Below are 17,613 nucleotides of genomic sequence, written 5' to 3' on the forward strand. Positions count from 1 at the left end.
AAAAAGTGCAGAAAATGCAAGCAGATATCTCTGAGTACTATTTGGGGAACCCGAATCATAAGAAAGGTTTGACCAACGCTTTCTACTTTTGCATCAGTGGAATCATGAGTTGAAAGAAATGATGATCAGCAGAATTAAATCGTTCCAGCTTCAAGCCTATAGGCAAAAAACCATACTTTTGAAGGAGCTGCATATAGTTGAAGCATAGAAATTCGTTATGTGCAGAACATTCCCAAATGGCAAAAAGGGAAGGTTTTATTTTTTCAATATAGACTTCTTCGTGTTGAGCTGTGTTGTGATTGTTGTTCTCATTTTCTAATAAAAAACCGATTTCACCTTTCATATGCTTTGACTTAGCATCAAGAGTTCTGACATAAATTTCTGGGTGAATTTTGTATCCCCATTTTTTTGCTAATTGGGCGTCTCTTTTCATTAGATGTTGGAAGGGATGTATTTTCCTAGGGACCGTATGTTTGAACCATAAAAATGTTCTCTCATTCTCCCATTTTGTGAGGTGTATATGATTTTCTTGCGCTGTCATTCCTCCTAAGTACTGCTTAGCAATTGTAATGGATGAAAGCTTTGCCTCAACTTCAGAACGCCATTTATGAATCAACTGCTGTTTTACTTGTTCATTGGCATCAAGAAAGTCACTAATGTCTTGGATTGAAACATCAGCTTGGCGCAGAGAATGAATCATTAAAGCAGCTGATATTTGTTCTTCAGTATAAACTCTATATCCATTGTTTAGTCTTTCAGATGGACTCAAAAGATTTTTTCGATCATAATAACGAAGTGTACTAGGGGGCAATCCAGTCCTTGTTGAAAAAACATTGATTGTCATTGACATTTTTAAAAGATTGGATACGACCAAACGTTTAATCGGTTGCCATCTGGATCAAAAAAATGAAATCCTGCAAACCCCTTTTCTGGTTCACCAGCAGTTTTAGACGTTTCGATTCCTTTTTCAGCTAGTAATTGATGGGTACTTCTGAATAATTCAGGTTTAACATAAAAATAAGTTCTAACTGAAGGATTGGACTTTTCGACCTTAGATCCTTGTGGAATCGGTTCGAGCCATACATCATCAATATATTCTTTTTTAACTGCTTCCGCTCCATACTTAGATAGTTTAACATCCATTCGAGAATAGCCATAAGGAAGCTCTTGATCAACTTTCTTCTTCATTCCGATAATGTCCTCATACCATGGTATAGCGTTGTCCAAATTTGTCACACCAATACGTGTATACCCAAACCCTATCAATCTTGAATCTGGATAAAGTCCATCTTTTCTTGAATCTTCTGTGGCAGTGATTCTTGTATTTTCAAAACCATAAAAATCAAATGTTCTAATGCCATTTGGAAGCTCCGTGATTTCAGAAACTTCAATGTCATGCTTTTGAAAATAAGCATAATTTGCTTCCAAATCAGCTAATCTGAATCCTAAACGAATATGACCTTCAAACCCATCCTCTTGTTTAAAATGGTCAAATTTCGACTCAAATGATTTCAAAGTAACCTGCCCACCATCAGGTAGCGGGAAAAAAGCCTTTTTACCTAGAGGTGAGAGAATGACATCAGCACATTTCCATCCCATATGTTTGGAATACCATTCTATCCCTTCATCAAATTTATCCCAAGAAACCATAATAAATCCTCCGTCACACTCAAAAACAGGTAATTTCATTATAATCACTCCTCTTTCATGAAAATATATCCATCTCTATCATAAAGGTTAAACCTGGTTTAAGGTCAAGCGAAATTTCATTTTTATCTAAAAATTATTTTTAAATTGTATTTGTACAACTTATTATACTAGTTGACAAAATATAGTTGTCAGAATATTCTTTTAATATATTCATTTATTTTTTAATATCTTTATACAGTTGAGAGGAGGATTTAGATGAGTGAAGTTAGAACAGAAGCAGGTTATTTTGGTCAATTTGGTGGGAGTTTTGTTCCCCCTGAATTACAGGAAGTATTGGATTATTTAGCAGAACAATTTTTAAAATACAAGGATGATCCAGTATTCAATGAAGAATTTAAATATTATTTAAAAGAGTATGTGGGTCGTGAAAATCCTCTAACGTATGCAGAACGTTTAACTGAACATCTTGGTGGTGCTAAAGTTTATTTAAAACGAGAAGATTTAAATCATACAGGTGCTCATAAAATTAATAATGTTATAGGTCAAATATTGTTGGCTAAAAGAATGGGGGCAAAACGTGTCATAGCAGAGACTGGAGCAGGTCAGCATGGGGTAGCAACGGCTACAGCATGTGCAATGTTTGGCATGGATTGTGTTATTTACATGGGTGCAGAGGACACAAGAAGGCAAGCATTAAATGTATTTAGAATGGAACTCTTAGGTGCAGAAGTTATCTCCGTACATAAAGGACAAGGCCGCCTAAAGGATGCTGTTGATGAAGCATTGGGAGATTTGGTGCAAAACTATCAAAATACATTCTATTTATTAGGATCTGCTGTAGGTCCTCATCCATTTCCAACTATGGTCAAACATTTTCAATCTATTATTAGTGAAGAATCAAAACGACAAATTTATGAAAAAGAAGGTCGATTGCCTGATGCGGTGATTGCATGTGTTGGTGGTGGATCAAATGCTATTGGAGCTTATGCACATTATCTCGAAGAACCTTCCGTCCGTATTATTGGAATAGAACCAGATCAGGCAGCTACTTTATCAGAGGGAGTGCCATCAAAGCTTCATGGATTTAAATGTTTGGTTCTTTTAGACGATGAGGGTAATCCAAAACCGACATATTCTATTGCGGCAGGATTAGACTATCCAGGTATTGGTCCAGAGCATAGTGATTTGAAGGAGTCTGGACGAGCAGAATACTATACGGTGACCAATGAAGAAGTATTGGAAGCGTTCCAAGTATTGTCAAAAACAGATGGGATCATACCGGCTTTGGAAAGTGCACACGCGGTTGCATATACAATGAAAATAGCACCAACTATGGACAAAGACCAGATTCTCATTGTCAACTTATCTGGTCGAGGTGATAAAGATGTTGAGCAAGTATTTCAAATGTTGAAATAAAGTATATGTCCGATAGGGACAAGTGGGTACAGCAGGATTGGCGCGTTTCTCTAACAAGAGATGCGTCTTTCTTTTTTTCTTGGAATAACTATAAAAAAATAAGTGTTCATTTTTCGTGTTCTCTATTTCAATAAATCTTCTATAATTTCAATATAAACAAGTAAAGGAGAAATATAATGAAAACTTGTAAAAAAGTAAGGGTTTTTAGATAATTACATCGTAAAGAGATACAAACCTTGATAAGTTTTATGAAGTTGTTATCTTAAATCATTTATACAGCTATCTGAAGAATGATCAAATCAAATTTTAATGACCTAAAATGAGGGATGCCGAATGATTAATGATGAAACTTTAAAAGAAAAGTATTACAAAGCATTGTTAGAAAGAAATTCAAATTATGATGGTATTTTCTTTGCAGGAATAACGACGACGGGAGTTTTTTGTCATGCGACTTGCCCAGCAAGAAAACCTAAATATGAAAATTGTAATTTTTATAAAACAGCTGAAGAAGCACTTTTATCTGGGTTTCGCCCTTGTAAAAGATGTCATCCAATGTCCTATCCTAAAGAAATATCTCCACTAGTACATCAAATGATACATCTTGTTGAGGAAAATCCAGAAAAAAGGTGGAAAGATTCCGATTTCTCAGACCTAGGAATTCACGCAGCTACTGCTAGAAGACAATTTAAAAAAGTCTATGGAATGACATTTGTACAATATGCAAGGGCTAGAAGAATGGGGCTTGCTTTGAAATCCATAAGAACAGGAGAGAAAATAATCAATGCTCAAATAGATGTAGGATATGACTCGTCTAGTGGATTCCGTGATGCATTTTCCAATATCATGGGTAATGCACCTATTAATTCTCAAAAAGTAAAAATCCTTTATGCAAGCTGGATAGATACTAAATTAGGACCGATGGTAAGTATAGTAGATGACGAATCTTTATATTTACTTGAATTTGTTGATCGCAGAGGGTTGGAAAGAGAAGTTGAACGCATGCGTAATAAATTAAATGCTTCAATTATTCCAGGGAAAACTAAAATTTCAGAACAAATTGAAAATGAATTGAAACATTATTTTACTAACAGACTTAAAAAATTTGAAACGCCTATTATATTTTTTGGTTCTGATTTTCAAAAATCTGTATGGAACGAGTTGTTAAAAATTGAAATAGGAAACACCACTTCTTATAAGGAATTAGCGACTTTATTGAATAATCCAAGATCTGTCCGAGCAGTTGGTAATGCCAATGGAGCAAATCAATTATCGATCATAGTACCATGTCATAGAGTCATTCAATCTGATGGAGAACTAGGTGGTTATGGTGGAGGACTCGAAAGAAAAAATTGGTTGCTTAATCACGAAAAGTTGTATAAATAATTTTAGAAATAAGTACGGTTATCTGATTTAAAGAGAGAAAGTGGAGATTTAACACAATGTTCTCTTAAATATATAGACATGAGAATGAAGGGAATGGTAGAGGTTTGAATCCAATATGTAAAAAAATAAAGGGAATTAAAGGTCTTATTGGCTCCCGATTTATCACCTTTGTGGTTTAACCAAGATATAAGACCCTTATATTCCTCTATATAGTAGTATAGTAGTTCCAATGTTTTCATTTGAGAATCATCTTGTAAATATGTTTCTAGCTGTATTTTTTCATGGCGATTACAGCATTATGTCCGCCAAAACCAAAACCATTGGATAAAGCGATGTTGATAGATGTTTCAATTGCTTCATTGGGAACACAGTTTAAATCACATTCAGGATCTGGGTTTTCATAGTTAATGGTAGCAGGCGCAATATTCTCAGAGATGCTCTTCAATGTAATAATGGCTTCTACTCCTCCTGCTGCACCAAACATATGACCCGTCATGGATTTCGTTGCACTTACTTTTAGATTGTATGCATGATCGCCAAAAACAGATTTGATGGCTTTTGTTTCTGATCGATCTCCTTCAGGCGTGCTGGTTGCATGTGTATTTATATAATCTACGTCCTCTGACTGAATTCCTCCCATATCCATGGCGATTTTCATGGCATTGGCTGCTCCTTCGTAATCAGGAGTTGTAATATGATGAGCATCAGTGGTTGCCCCATAACCAACAATTTCCCCTAAGATCGTAGCTCCACGTTTTTTTGCATGTTCATATTCCTCAAGAAATAGTGCGCCTGCTCCCTCGGACATCACAAAACCATCCCTTGTTGCATCAAATGGGCGACTTGCTGTTGTTGGTGTTTCATTTTGAGTAGACATGGCTTTCATTCTTGAAAAACCAGCAAAAGCTAAAGGATTGATCGTAGCTTCAGCTCCTCCTGCTAAGATAGCATCAGAATATCCGTTTTGAATATTTAGAAATGCTTCTCCAATCGCTTGGTTTCCAGTTGCACATGCAGATACAGGAGAAAAGCTAGGTCCTCTAAAACCTGTTTTAATTGAAATAATTCCCGTAGCCATATTGCTGATCATCATCGGAATCATAAATGGAGATACTCGTCTAGGTCCCCTATCTAACATCGCACTATGATTGTCTAGCAATGTGTTTAATCCTCCAATCCCAGATCCCATGTAAACTCCGACTCTTTGTTTGTTTATTTTTTCCATATCTAAATTTGCTTGAGTTAGTGCTTGTTTTGTAGCAGCATACGCATATTGAACAAATAAATCATACTTTTGCATCTCTTTTGCATCGAAATATTCCTCAGCAGAGAAATCTTCGACCAACCCACCAATTTGGGTGTTTATACCTTTAAATTTCTCAGTGTCCAATTTGCTGATTCCAGATTTTCCTTGTTTAATATTTTCCCAGAATGTATCTATATTATTTCCTAAAGGTGACACGATACCATAACCTGTAACTACAACTCTACGTTTCATTTATTCTCCTACTTTCTTTTTATTCTCAATGGAAGGCTGTCATATCCATTTCAAGGTTAACTTTAGGTTGTCGATTTCTACAATTTATATTGCGTATTATTTTTACGGTTTTACTAATGATCTGTATATTATTATACCACTTAGTATTAGAACTTGGTACTAAATTAATGCATTTCTGTATATTTAAATGCGAATTGTCTGTACTCCATTGTAACCCTTTGCCTTGAAAAAGAGAATAAAATAGACATAATTAAATTTGGAATAATATTTTCTTTTTAACAATATGTAATCAGTTTGTAACTCTTTGTCACCCTTTATAAAAAAGAACAAGTTATGATAGTCATATAAACAAAAACAAATCTAACAGGAGTGAACATAAATGAAAAAAACAGCCCTAATCTTAACTTTATCAGGTACTTTGTTATTAGGAGGAATCCAACCTTCTCTAGCAAATTCAACTTCTACAGTTCAACCAGCAGCGATTGAATTAACAAATTTTGATTTGCAAGAGTTATCAAAAGCATCTGTGCAACCAACTGATTATTCCTTTGAAAATGAATATGTAACGGTTACAGGGAATTTGCCAGAAGTCAAAGGATTAAAGGATGAGCAGCTTCAAAAAGAAGTGAATGAACAAATTAAACTATTCGTGGAACAAAAAACAGCAGAAGTAGAAAAAGAATCTAAAGTGTTTAATGATGAACAGAAGGCATTGGGTGATGATGCAATCTCAGGTCCTCATGAATCACCGACTGGACCATATTATTTAAACATAAGTTATGAGGCAAAAATCTCAGGCAATATGATTTCTATTGTATTTAATACTTATACAATGGGATATATTGCAGCCAATGGAATAAACGAAACAGATTCCATTAACATTATTGATGGTGAAGAAGGACATGTTTTAGAGCTAGACCAATTCGTTTCGGATAAAGAAAAATTAAATGAATTGATTCAAAAAGAAATAGAAGCTACTGAGTATTTGTTTAATGATGAGTTTGAATCTATTAGAGCAGATCAGGCGTATTATGTAGAACACAACCAGTTGAATGTAGTGTTTAATGAATATGAAATAGCAGCGGGTTATGTAGGTACACCAACGGTTACAATTCCTTTAGAGCAATTGGAGATAGCTGATGATTTTAAGAAGTCAAACATTACGGTTGAATCTAAAAAAATTTCATTTGAAGATGATTTAGTGGTTATCTCAGGAGAACTTCCTGTATTAAAGGGTATTGCAGATGAAGAGCTTCAAAAATCAGTTGAAGAACAAATTGAAGAAATTTATCAGACCGCAAAGGATGAAATTGAAAAGGAAGCAAATGAGCTTATAGAAAATAAAATCGATACAAGGGGAAGTAAACTAGCTCTGGAGATGACTTATGATGTTAAGGTAAATCAAGATATGGTATCTATTATCATGACAACATCAAAATACACATTAGCTGGAAGCGGTATTTCATTAGTTCAATCCATAAATATTCTAAATGATGTTCAAGGAAAACAAATTCAGCTTGATGATATTGTGAAGGATCAGGATCAGCTAGTAAAATTGATTCAAGAAGAAATAGATCAAGATCCAGAAAAGTACTTTCAACAAGAATTGACTTCAATCAGAGAGGATATAGCTTTTTATACTGAAGGTGATCAGTTAGTGCTCATTTTTAATGAATATGAAATAGCAGCAGGTTATGTGGGTACACCAGTGATGAAGTTGGCGTTAAGTGAACTAAGTGTAGAGTCTGATCATGGTGAAGATGAAGAGGGTAAACCTAATGAAGATAATAAAATTTCCTATTATACAAAAACCGTTGGGGAAGATGAGGTTGAAATGGTTTCATTAAGAGATTTAGGTAAACATTTTGACTTCAAAATAAAGTGGGATCCAAAAACAAAATCGGTTGTCTTAACAAAAGATGCGCTTGAAATCTCTGTTCGTGTTGGAGATAACAAAGCCATTGTAGCTGATGAATCTGTGGAATTGGATGCTGTTGTAGAATCCTACAAAAACAAAGTATATGTGCCGGTATCATTTGCAGAAAAAGTACTCGGAGAAAACGTATTATTAGATGAAAAAAATGAAATTTCCATAAAGAAATAACTTAGGAATGAAAAAATAGGGGGCAGTTCAGTCGATTTTTCGACCATTGGATGCCCCTCTTAATGTTTATAGATATCAACTTTATGTAAAATTTTAATGTACTCACCCTTTTCAGATAGGGTTTAATCTAATTCTTTCCACTTGTTACCCATTTCAGGTCGGGTAAAGTTGTCCATACCTTTAACTAATGCTTCCGCGTTATCATCCGAGACCATTAATTTTAAACTTGAATTGTTAGAAAAACCCTCTCTGACACTATGTTTCACCATTTCTACTAAAGGATCAAAGTATCCTTTAACATTGAATAGACCAATAGGTTTTTGATGTATGCCAATTTGAGACCAGCTTAAAACCTCGAATAATTCCTCAAAGGTTCCTAATCCTCCAGGTAAAGCAATGAATCCATCTGATATTTCTCCCATTTTAGCTTTTCGTTCATGCATTCCATATACTTCAACTAATTGTGTTAATTCCTGATGAACCATCTCACCTTTAAATAAACCCTTTGGCATTACACCAATGACTTCACCGCCTTGAGATAGTACTTCGTTTGCGACTGCTCCCATTAACCCTATTTTGGAACCTCCATAAACGAGGCTGTATCCATGATCGGCAATAAACTTCCCTAACTCTAATGCTTTCTTCTCATAATCCGAATGAACTCCTACATTTGAACCCGCAAATACACATATAGATTTCATATTATTCAACTCCTGCTGCATTTTATAATTTAATCATTAGTTTATACTACCAAATAAGAGATTAAGCAGTATAATAATATAATATAAATCGAGCTATTTAAAGTTAGAGGTGTGTTTTTACGATGAATAGAATACATATCACAGGTGCTGCAGGATCAGGTACCTCAACACTTGCGAGTGCTTTAACAAATCGAATTCCTCACGTTCATCTGGATACAGATGATTACTTATGGGAAACAAAATATACTCAGTTTAGAAGCATAGACGAGAGGGTTCAATTATTAAAGGAAGAATTTAATCAATATCCACAATGGATACTTTCTGGTTCATTAACTGGTTGGGGAGATCCTATTGTTCCTTATTTTGATATTGTGATTTATTTATGGGTTTCAAAGGAAATTAGACTGGAAAGGCTGAGGAAAAGAGAGTTTGAAAGGTATGGAAAAGAGATTTATTCAGGTGGTAAGAATTATGATTCCTTCCATACATTTATGGATTGGGCTTCACAATATGATGAAGCAGGATTAAATATCCGAAGCAGAAAGTCTCATGAGAAATGGATGTCTGAATTAACCTGTCCAATATTAAGAATTGAAGGGGATTTTACGATAGAAGAAAGAGTAAATAAAGTTTTAGAATGTTTAGATACAAAATAAGAAAATCAATAGCAACAACAATAAAGAAACACATCAATGTTAAACTGATGTGTTTCTCGTCTTTCGAAATGAGTATAATTATTCATTTGTTCCAACTGGATTATCATTATAAGTGATCCAATCACTCCAGCTGCCTAAGTATAATTTAACATTCTCATAATCTGCTTCTTTAAAAGCTAATATGTTTGGACATGCTGTGACACCGGAACCACAATAGACTACAATTTCTTTTTGTTTATCGATCTGGTTGAAACGGGCTTGTTGTTCATCTTTATTTTTCCATGCCCCTTGCTCATTTAATCCATCTTTCCAAAAAGCATTTATAGCAGATGGAATGTGACCCCCAATAATATCAATAGGCTCTTCAATGCCATCATAACGAAGCTGTTCTCTTGAATCTACAATGGTAGAATTTTTATCACCAATGCGATCTTTTACTTCTTGCATGGATATAAGAAGATCATCATGGATGTCAGAGATGAACTGTTTTCTTTCAATCATTGGGATTTCAGAAGTAACAGGATATTTATTCTCTTTCCAAGCGGTATATCCTCCGTTTAAAACACTTACTTTTTTGTGACCAAGATAATTTAACATCCACCAAAACCGAGAGGCAAAAGCACCTCCTTGATCGTCGTATACAACTACAGTTGTATTTTGATCAATGCCGGCTGCAGATAACTTGTCACAAAACTCATCAAGATTAGGCAGTGGATGCCTGCCACCGTGCTTCTCCACTTTTCCAGACATATCCTGTTCCAAATCAAAGAATAATGCTCCAGGAATATGATCACCTAAATAACTTAGAAGTCCAGCAGTTGGATTACCTAATTGAAATCTGCAATCAATAACACGCACATCTGTAATATTGTCCATTAACCATTTGGCTTCAACAATATGATTCAAACTCTCTCCACCTTTCACTGTTTTCTATATCGCAGCAAAGAATGGTTGTCTATGGGGAAATCGCTAAATTTCTCGACAGTATCTCTATTGCTGCATTTTTTGAAAGTAAAAGTTTTACAAACGATATAGTTTATTCTTAGTTTTATTGTAACATACCACCTGTATCTTACTACAAGAAAATGGAAGGAGTGGGTCGTTCAGTTAATCTAGGTGTTATTATGCCTTTATTTGTATTTTTTCTTTTTCCAGCTCATTTTTAATTTGATTTAAATTATTTTCATGTTGTGATTTCATTGTTCTATAAAGAGGATAATGTTTTACTAAATCATAACTTTCTTCTTCTCTATTCTCTAACACCGCTTTTTTAGTTTCCTGCAAATATTTGCTTGATTCCTCAATACGGTTATTCATTTCATGTTTATTTGTTGTTGTATTTCCGTGTCCAGGAATGAGACAGGTTATTCTATGTTTATTTATAATCTCTTTTGCCTTTGACAAGGTTTGTTCATAGGCAGTGCATTGGTCGTAAATAAAAGGAAATTCTACATCGCATAGATGATCTCCAGTGATGAATATACCTAAGGATTCAACGATAGCAAATACGCCATCATTTGTGTGTCCAGGTGCTTTATAAAAAGTGATCGTTGTGTTTCCCACCTTTAATTCTTGCCCATCTTTTTCAATAATAAGGTTAAGTTCAGGATATTCAATTTCGTAATCACGTTGAAAGTAAAATTGACTATCAAAATTTTTAACATTATCTACTTGCTGATCTTTATCATCTCTTTGATCCATTTCAATACTTCCTATTGAAATTGCATCTGGAAAAGCATTGTATCCAAGGATGTGATCATAATCTGAATGGGTAAAAAATAAATAAATTGGTTTATCTTTTTTAATAGAATGAACATAATTTCTTATTTCCTCAACTTCAATTGGCAGTAGTGCTGGATCAACTATTAGGATCATATCTTTTGTATGTATGACTGTAGAGGTAGTATTATAAATACTACTTTCAAAAACGGTAACATGTTCTGTTTTAAATTGAATCATATGACATCCCTCGAATCTTTTTTATAAATTATCTTTTTTTAGTATATCAAAAGAAATTTAAAAATGTTAAATTTAACAAGTACAAAAGTGTATTTAAGGAGAAGTTATGGCATATGAAAAAGATGGAGCGGTTAGTTGGCATTATATATGCTTTAAAGGAACATCAAAAGCTGACAGCAAAACAGATTGCAAATAAGTTCGAAGTAAGTGAAAGAACGATATACAGAGATATTGAAGCGTTAAGTCAGTTGAATATACCTATCGTTGCCCTAGAAGGATATGATGGTGGTTACCAAATAGATGATAAATATTTTGTGCCGAGTGTTGCTTTTAGTGAGAACGAGATTTTATATTTGTTGATGAGCTTGAGATTGGGTGAGATGATAAACGTCCCTAATATGAAAGAAGACTATGAATCACTCAAGTATAAGCTGTTGAATATATTGGACGAAAATAAAAAAGAGAAATATCTTCAATTATTAGATCGTGTTCATTTTTATATTAATGATATAGCACCTGAAGCTTATAAACAGGATATCATGCAGCATGTGATTGAAAGTTTTTTTGAATACAAGAATTTAAACATCAAATACTATACACCCAAAAAAGATGAGCTAATTACGAGAGAAGTTAGTCCATATGTCATTTCCTTTGATAAGGGTGGATGGTATCTTAATAGTTATTGCCATGTTAGAGAAGAAAAACGTACCTTTAGATTTGATCGTATCCATCACATAGAAATGAGTAAAAATACATATTCTCCAAAATTAATTCAAGACTACTTTGAGGAACGAGAGGGCAATTCAGGTATATATGTTACATTGGAAATGAGAAAGTCTTTATATGAAACTATGAAACAAGATTATGTATTTGAAAATGCTGTAGTAAAAGAAATAGGGGAACACGTGCAGTTAACATTTTGGTCCTACGATGAGGAAGTTTTAAAACTATCTATTATGAATGTGGAAGAAGTCACAATTCTTGATCCACCAGATTTAATTGAACAAATGAAGTCGGCTTGCAAAAAAATATTAAACAAATATGAACAACTCTGACAGGTATGTGTCAGAGTTGTTTTGATATGATCACTATTGAAAAGGTTAGATATAAAAAAATATAAATGGATGAATACATAAGAACAGGAGACAAAGAGATATGAAAACGGAAAAAAAACTTAAAGAATGGCTAAGAGAAATCAAAAATAATGATTGGCGTATTCCAAAGGATATAGATCCATACCAGTTATCTGTAGAAATGATGCAAAGTATAGGTTCAACTGATCCAGAGTTGAGGGATAAACTGATTTATTCAGGTCTTTGGGCAATGATTAGTAAGAAAGTTTTAACTGAAAAACAGATAAAGAAAGTATTAGCGCTGTCTTTAAGTGAAGAGCATTTGTTTTACAAGGTTGGTCAAAAAGAGGATGATTCTGTTTTTAATCGTGCTTTTTCAATTTTAATCGTTGCGGCAGTGATCTGGGTTCATAATCAAAATGGAGAAAAACTGTTAACAGATGAAGAAGTGCTTAAAGTACATAGAGATGTTGTTCGTTATACTAGGCTGGAGCAAGATGTAAGAGGACATGTAGATGATAAAGGTTGGGCTCACTCTACAGCACATGCAGCGGATGCACTTGATGAACTCGCTCAATGCAGCTCAGTACAGGATGACGAGTTGTTGGAAATATTAGAGGTCATTAAGGAAAAAGTGAACATCCATGATTATTCTTATGTACATGAAGAAGATGAAAGATTAGTCACAGCCGTTATCAATATTATGAAAAGAAATCTGATTCATGAGGATGAGCTAGTCCGTTGGATTGAAAGCTTTAAAAACTATGAAGAAACCAATCATTATCTAAGCGATTATCGTCTTAAAGTGAATCTAAAGAATTTTATGAGAAGTTTATATTTCAGACTTAAAGGACAATTACAGAGTGATTCATTACAAAGTGCTGTAGAAGGCGTACTGGATCATTTAAATGTACATTATAAATAAAAAAAGCAGGTGCATCCTATGATTCACACAGTTCTTGGTGAAATTGAATCAGAATCTTTAGGAGTTACTCTTATGCACGAGCACATTATGTATAGCAGTGCTGGAGCAGATTTAGTAAAATCCATTGATTATGATAGAGAACAAATAGTAAAGCATATGCTGCCCTATCTACAAATGTTAAAGAAATCAGGATGCAATACTTTAGTTGACTCTACTCCTCCAGAAGAGGGAAGGGACGCTTTATTGTTGCAACAATGTGCCAGTAAAACAGGGTTGAACATCATTACGAATATTGGAACATTCCATGGAGATAAGGTATTTAAGGAGATTCGAGAGGGTAGTATTGATGAAATTACTTCATATTGGATCGAAGAGTATCATACTGGAATTGATTGTACCGGAGTGAAACCTGGATTTATCAAAATTGCACTAAATGATTTCGGGGATCTCACTAGTCTTCAAGAAAAAATATTACGGGCAGCAGCTAGAGCTAGCTTAGTTACTGGGTTAACCATTCAATGCCATATTAAATTGACAAAATCAGTATTACAAGCAGCTCATATTCTAATAGAAGAAAAGTTGCCATTCCATAAGTTTATTTGGGCTCATGCCGATTATGAATCGGATGTAAGTACAATAACAGATCTTGCAAGGAAAGGGATGTGGATTGAAATAGACCAAATTGGTCGGGTTCCATATATCAAGCCTATTCAATTATTAAAGCGGTGTATAAATGTGGACATACTTGATAGAGTGCTTATTTCACAAGATGCTGGCTGTTATCATGTAGAGGAACAATGGGGAGGCAGCATTGTTCCTTTCCATAGATTGTTTACAGAATTTATTCCTTTGTGTGAGCAATATGGTATAAAGCGATCTGTTTTCACTAAGCTGCTGCAAGAAAACCCAGCAGCGTGTTTAGAGATAGAGTAAGAATAATGTAAATTCAAAATGATTTGTAAACCTTATATCAGAGTGGGAATTTTAAATAGATTGGAGGAATTAGAGTGACAGTAAAAGAGATATCAGATCATTTCTTTATGTTTAAATTTACTTACAAAGGGAGTTTTGACAACCATATATATGCTTTCATTAATAATAATAATGAAGCATTAATCATAGATACAGGCTACAAAGAAGATATGAAAAGGTTATTGAAATATTTCGAAGAGAAAAAGATAAAAATAAATAGAGTAGTGCTTACCCACTATCATGAAGATCATTTTGAAGGATTAAAGCTGCTGAAGGATGTTCAAATTATAGCTAGTAGAGAATACACGCATGCAATCAACCAATATTATTTAGATGATCCTATCAATGACGAACAATATTTTCCTGATATCTTTACAGAGGATATTGATTCAGTACAGCACGGTTCATTTGAATTGAAGTTTTTTAACGCTCCTGGACATTCAAAATGTAGTATTCACATTATCATTAACAATGACTATATCCATGTTTCGGATAATATTATGCATTCTGATCAAGGAATGCCACACGTTCCTTTACCTTATTATAGCTTCACTCAATTTATTGAATCATTAGTGAAACTCAAACCATATTCATTTCATAAAATGATTGCTTCTCACAGTGATGACGTATTTTGTGAAAATATTACACCTGAAGTAATTCAAGTGATGATAAAGTACTTAGAAACGTTTATGAAGTCAGAAAAAGAATTAACTTTAGACGAAATGATGACGGAAATAAACCCAAACAATGAAATTCAGTTTGATCCTAAGTGGCATAAGCGAGCATATGAATTATTTCGTGAGTTGGGACAATAAATAAAGAAAGGCCAGCATTAATTTATTAAAAAATAAAGTAAACAAGAACCTTTATTATGGGGGTTCTTGTTCATCCATCCATATTCACATTTTTACATGGACTATTTATATTATTCAATCATACCTAACCGTCTATATTCCCTTTTCGTTGTTACTCCTGTTACTGGTAATCCGTAATCTTTTTGCATTTTCTTTACTGCAATTTCAGTTGCTTCATCAAATATGCCGTTTGCTTTCCCTTTATAATAACCATGCGATTTTAAGTTTTGCTGTAGGATTAAGACCAAGTTGCCAGACGTTCCTCTGGCTAATTTTTTAAATTCTTTTTTATCAATTCCATCTATTGGTCCGTCAATTTCCACTTTTGTTCCAACAGGGATCATTTTATATAGTTTTTCCACATCTTCATTTCTCATTCTAATGCATCCGCTGCTTACACTTGTGCCAATCAACCAGGGTTTATTTGTACCATGAATTCCATATTTACCCCAAGGAACATCAAGTCCAAGCCATCTAGTACCAAAACCACCACCCCAATTCAACGCTTTTTCAGCCACTTTAAACGTACCGACAGGTGTAGGATTTTCATATCGTCCAGGGGAGATGGGGAATTTTTCAATGATTTGGTTTCCTTGATAAACTAAAAGCTCATTTTTCCATAAATTTATGTAAATTTTAATGGGTTCATTTTCTTCTGCTGCAATTCCATTTGTGTTTAGAACGAATAATAATAACATGAAAATGCATATTTTTTTCATTAAGCTTGGCTTAGAAGCAAGGCGATATCGAATCATTGCTCTCCCCCTTCATGGCATAATTTGCGTTTTGTCAGATGAATGGTCGATTTCTGAATGTTATTTTAACTTCAATTTACCCTATCCAAGATTATCTTATGCGTTATCAGCATGAGTCTAGATTTTCACTTGCTGCTGCAGCAAGTTTGATTCCTAATTTGATTTGCTCTATGGACAAGTGAGAAAAACCAAAACATGCTGAATTTTGCTGATTTTTTATGTCTAATGCTGTTGAATCTGCCCAGTACACTCCACTTACAGCACATTTCTGTTTGAAATGTTCATATTTCTCATCACTTAAAAGCCATTTTCCATAAACATGCAATCCAGCATCAGATTCAATGAAAGAAAATAGATGTGATAATGATTGTTTTAGTAATTTTAAACACGTTTGTTGTTTGTTTTGGTATAATCGTTTCATTTTTCTAAGATGACGATCGTATAGTCCTTGATTTATAAAAGAGGTTAGTGTTTTTTGCTCCATTAATCCTGTGGCGTGTGTTTCATATAACTCTTTTGCTAATTTAAAAGGACGTATAAGGGACTTTGGCAATACAACATAACCTATTCTTAATTCTGGTCTCAATGTTTTAGAAAAAGTACCTATATAAATCACTCGATCCTTATGATCTAATACTTTTAAAGGCTCAATTGGTCTCCCTTTATAACGAAATTCGCTATCATAGTCATCTTCAATAATCCATGTATTATTTTGGTGTGCCCATTCCAATATTTTTTGTCTTTTTGATAAATTTAATACAACACCGGTAGGGTATTGGCGACTTGGGGTTAAGAATGCAAGTTTGGTAGATGGCCATGCCTTCAAATCGGATTGGATTCCATTCTTCTCTATATCCATAGACAGAACTGTTCCTCCGGCTGTTTGAATAGCTCTATGAATGCCTGTATAACATGGATTTTCAACGATGACTTTATCTTTTGGATTGATGAGTAATTGTGTTAATAATGCAATGGCCTGCATCGATCCATTTACTATGGCAATATTTTCAGCATTTGATTCAACACCTCTTGTTTTAAGTAGATGACGGGATATTGCCTCCCTTAAGGGAAAGTACCCTTCTGTATTACAGTTTTCTGCCTGTGATTCTGTGCTTAGCTGCCTAATTTCTGCATGTAAACATCGATTCCAATCCTGAAAAGGAAAGGAAGACAGGTCTGGTGATCCTACCTTGAAGTTGATTTGAGATATGCCTTTATCAATGCGAGATGAGGTTTGAGAAAGAGATGCAAAGTTTAATTGAGTAATACGGTTACCCCAGTTAGAAAGTCGTATAGAACAGTTAAGTGATTGTTCATTTTTTTCTTTTTGTTGAGCTTCATATGTAACAAAAGTTCCTCTTCCAATTTCTGAAGACAAATACCCTTCAGCTGTTAACATTTCATATACTTGATTTACAATGCCTCTCGAAATTTCATAATTCATAGCTAATTCACGAGTAGCTGGGAGTTTGACTCCGTGTTGTAATTTTCCATCTATTAATGCATCACGGATGGCGTGATATAATGCAGCGTATTTGTAACGGTATTTTTGTAAGTAAACATTAAAAGGAATATGAAATTCCATGAAATCATCTCATCTCATCAAAATTGGTCTATAAAAAAGATTATAAATTGGAACTATGAATAGATCAATTTTGAAGGTAAAC

At 34.1% G+C, this 17,613-nt stretch carries 16 protein-coding genes; 8 read left to right on the plus strand and 8 right to left on the minus strand.

What is annotated here, in order from left to right:
- Positions 1 to 82 precede the first annotated feature (82 nt).
- Together Q5Y73_RS17260 and Q5Y73_RS17265 are read right to left on the minus strand one after the other, a co-directional pair.
- A complete protein-coding gene (locus tag Q5Y73_RS17260) occupies positions 83 to 850 on the minus strand; it encodes a helix-turn-helix domain-containing protein (protein ID WP_305993245.1) in 768 nt (255 codons plus the stop codon).
- 2 nt (positions 851 to 852) lie between these two features.
- On the minus strand, positions 853 to 1,689 hold the full coding sequence (locus Q5Y73_RS17265) for a VOC family protein (RefSeq protein ID WP_305993159.1): 837 nt from the start codon (positions 1,687 to 1,689) through the stop codon (positions 853 to 855).
- 216 nt (positions 1,690 to 1,905) lie between these two features.
- On the opposite strand from Q5Y73_RS17265, the gene trpB reads away from it, so the two are divergent.
- Together trpB and Q5Y73_RS17275 are read left to right on the plus strand one after the other, a co-directional pair.
- Positions 1,906 to 3,066, plus strand: a complete 1,161-nt coding sequence (gene trpB, locus Q5Y73_RS17270; RefSeq protein WP_305993160.1) for a tryptophan synthase subunit beta — start codon at positions 1,906 to 1,908, stop codon at positions 3,064 to 3,066.
- 333 nt (positions 3,067 to 3,399) lie between these two features.
- Complete coding sequence (locus tag Q5Y73_RS17275; RefSeq protein WP_305993161.1) at positions 3,400 to 4,449, plus strand: bifunctional transcriptional activator/DNA repair enzyme AdaA; 1,050 nt, start codon at positions 3,400 to 3,402, stop codon at positions 4,447 to 4,449.
- A 265-nt stretch (positions 4,450 to 4,714) separates the two neighbouring features.
- On the opposite strand, the gene fabF is transcribed toward Q5Y73_RS17275, so the two are convergent.
- On the minus strand, positions 4,715 to 5,947 hold the full coding sequence (gene fabF / locus Q5Y73_RS17280) for a beta-ketoacyl-ACP synthase II (RefSeq protein WP_305993162.1): 1,233 nt from the start codon (positions 5,945 to 5,947) through the stop codon (positions 4,715 to 4,717).
- 379 nt (positions 5,948 to 6,326) lie between these two features.
- Between fabF and Q5Y73_RS17285 the strand changes: the two genes are divergently transcribed.
- Complete coding sequence (locus tag Q5Y73_RS17285; protein ID WP_305993163.1) at positions 6,327 to 8,051, plus strand: stalk domain-containing protein; 1,725 nt, start codon at positions 6,327 to 6,329, stop codon at positions 8,049 to 8,051.
- Between the two features lie 122 nt (positions 8,052 to 8,173).
- Here the strand turns inward: Q5Y73_RS17285 and Q5Y73_RS17290 are convergent, their stop codons facing one another.
- Entirely contained in the window at positions 8,174 to 8,752 is a 579-nt protein-coding gene (locus Q5Y73_RS17290) for an LOG family protein (RefSeq protein ID WP_305993164.1), read from the minus strand.
- Positions 8,753 to 8,874: 122 nt separating this feature from the next.
- Between Q5Y73_RS17290 and Q5Y73_RS17295 the strand changes: the two genes are divergently transcribed.
- Positions 8,875 to 9,408 (plus strand): AAA family ATPase, encoded by a 534-nt coding sequence (locus Q5Y73_RS17295; protein WP_305993165.1) that lies wholly within the window; start codon positions 8,875 to 8,877, stop codon positions 9,406 to 9,408.
- 78 nt (positions 9,409 to 9,486) lie between these two features.
- On the opposite strand, the gene Q5Y73_RS17300 is transcribed toward Q5Y73_RS17295, so the two are convergent.
- Positions 9,487 to 10,284 (minus strand): sulfurtransferase, encoded by a 798-nt coding sequence (locus tag Q5Y73_RS17300; RefSeq protein WP_371320232.1) that lies wholly within the window; start codon positions 10,282 to 10,284, stop codon positions 9,487 to 9,489.
- A 246-nt stretch (positions 10,285 to 10,530) separates the two neighbouring features.
- The gene (locus Q5Y73_RS17305; protein ID WP_305993167.1) at positions 10,531 to 11,367 is read right to left on the minus strand and encodes an MBL fold metallo-hydrolase; all 837 of its coding nucleotides are present in this window, start codon (positions 11,365 to 11,367) and stop codon (positions 10,531 to 10,533) included.
- 113 nt (positions 11,368 to 11,480) lie between these two features.
- On the opposite strand from Q5Y73_RS17305, the gene Q5Y73_RS17310 reads away from it, so the two are divergent.
- From Q5Y73_RS17310 to Q5Y73_RS17325, 4 genes are all read left to right on the plus strand, one after another.
- Positions 11,481 to 12,422, plus strand: a complete 942-nt coding sequence (locus Q5Y73_RS17310; protein ID WP_305993168.1) for a helix-turn-helix transcriptional regulator — start codon at positions 11,481 to 11,483, stop codon at positions 12,420 to 12,422.
- A gap of 100 nt (positions 12,423 to 12,522) precedes the next feature.
- Positions 12,523 to 13,365: a DUF2785 domain-containing protein gene (locus Q5Y73_RS17315; protein WP_305993169.1), complete on the plus strand. Its 843-nt coding sequence runs from the start codon at positions 12,523 to 12,525 to the stop codon at positions 13,363 to 13,365.
- 18 nt (positions 13,366 to 13,383) lie between these two features.
- Positions 13,384 to 14,298, plus strand: a complete 915-nt coding sequence (locus tag Q5Y73_RS17320) for a phosphotriesterase family protein (protein ID WP_305993170.1) — start codon at positions 13,384 to 13,386, stop codon at positions 14,296 to 14,298.
- A gap of 74 nt (positions 14,299 to 14,372) precedes the next feature.
- On the plus strand, positions 14,373 to 15,152 hold the full coding sequence (locus Q5Y73_RS17325; RefSeq protein WP_305993171.1) for an MBL fold metallo-hydrolase: 780 nt from the start codon (positions 14,373 to 14,375) through the stop codon (positions 15,150 to 15,152).
- Between the two features lie 110 nt (positions 15,153 to 15,262).
- Here the strand turns inward: Q5Y73_RS17325 and Q5Y73_RS17330 are convergent, their stop codons facing one another.
- Both Q5Y73_RS17330 and pdxR read right to left on the minus strand, forming a co-directional pair.
- Entirely contained in the window at positions 15,263 to 15,946 is a 684-nt protein-coding gene (locus Q5Y73_RS17330; RefSeq protein WP_305993172.1) for a L,D-transpeptidase family protein, read from the minus strand.
- A gap of 106 nt (positions 15,947 to 16,052) precedes the next feature.
- Entirely contained in the window at positions 16,053 to 17,531 is a 1,479-nt protein-coding gene (gene pdxR / locus Q5Y73_RS17335) for a MocR-like pyridoxine biosynthesis transcription factor PdxR (protein WP_305993173.1), read from the minus strand.
- Between the last annotated feature and the right edge of the window lie 82 nt (positions 17,532 to 17,613).

This window comes from Chengkuizengella axinellae, assembly GCF_030730905.1.
Classification (GTDB): Bacteria; Bacillota; Bacilli; order Paenibacillales; family KCTC-33759; genus Chengkuizengella; species Chengkuizengella axinellae.

Excerpts from the sequence above, each read along its gene's own strand:
- Q5Y73_RS17260 (WP_305993245.1), bottom strand. The coding sequence starts at position 850 with ATGTCAATGACAATCAATGTTTTTTCAACAAGGACTGGATTGCCCCCT.
- Q5Y73_RS17265 (WP_305993159.1), bottom strand. The coding sequence starts at position 1,689 with ATGAAATTACCTGTTTTTGAGTGTGACGGAGGATTTATTATGGTTTCT.
- trpB (WP_305993160.1), top strand. The coding sequence starts at position 1,906 with ATGAGTGAAGTTAGAACAGAAGCAGGTTATTTTGGTCAATTTGGTGGG.
- Q5Y73_RS17275 (WP_305993161.1), top strand. The coding sequence starts at position 3,400 with ATGATTAATGATGAAACTTTAAAAGAAAAGTATTACAAAGCATTGTTA.
- fabF (WP_305993162.1), bottom strand. The coding sequence starts at position 5,947 with ATGAAACGTAGAGTTGTAGTTACAGGTTATGGTATCGTGTCACCTTTA.
- Q5Y73_RS17285 (WP_305993163.1), top strand. The coding sequence starts at position 6,327 with ATGAAAAAAACAGCCCTAATCTTAACTTTATCAGGTACTTTGTTATTA.
- Q5Y73_RS17290 (WP_305993164.1), bottom strand. The coding sequence starts at position 8,752 with ATGAAATCTATATGTGTATTTGCGGGTTCAAATGTAGGAGTTCATTCG.
- Q5Y73_RS17295 (WP_305993165.1), top strand. The coding sequence starts at position 8,875 with ATGAATAGAATACATATCACAGGTGCTGCAGGATCAGGTACCTCAACA.
- Q5Y73_RS17300 (WP_371320232.1), bottom strand. The coding sequence starts at position 10,284 with ATGGACAATATTACAGATGTGCGTGTTATTGATTGCAGATTTCAATTA.
- Q5Y73_RS17305 (WP_305993167.1), bottom strand. The coding sequence starts at position 11,367 with ATGATTCAATTTAAAACAGAACATGTTACCGTTTTTGAAAGTAGTATT.
- Q5Y73_RS17310 (WP_305993168.1), top strand. The coding sequence starts at position 11,481 with ATGAAAAAGATGGAGCGGTTAGTTGGCATTATATATGCTTTAAAGGAA.
- Q5Y73_RS17315 (WP_305993169.1), top strand. The coding sequence starts at position 12,523 with ATGAAAACGGAAAAAAAACTTAAAGAATGGCTAAGAGAAATCAAAAAT.
- Q5Y73_RS17320 (WP_305993170.1), top strand. The coding sequence starts at position 13,384 with ATGATTCACACAGTTCTTGGTGAAATTGAATCAGAATCTTTAGGAGTT.
- Q5Y73_RS17330 (WP_305993172.1), bottom strand. The coding sequence starts at position 15,946 with ATGATTCGATATCGCCTTGCTTCTAAGCCAAGCTTAATGAAAAAAATA.
- pdxR (WP_305993173.1), bottom strand. The coding sequence starts at position 17,531 with ATGGAATTTCATATTCCTTTTAATGTTTACTTACAAAAATACCGTTAC.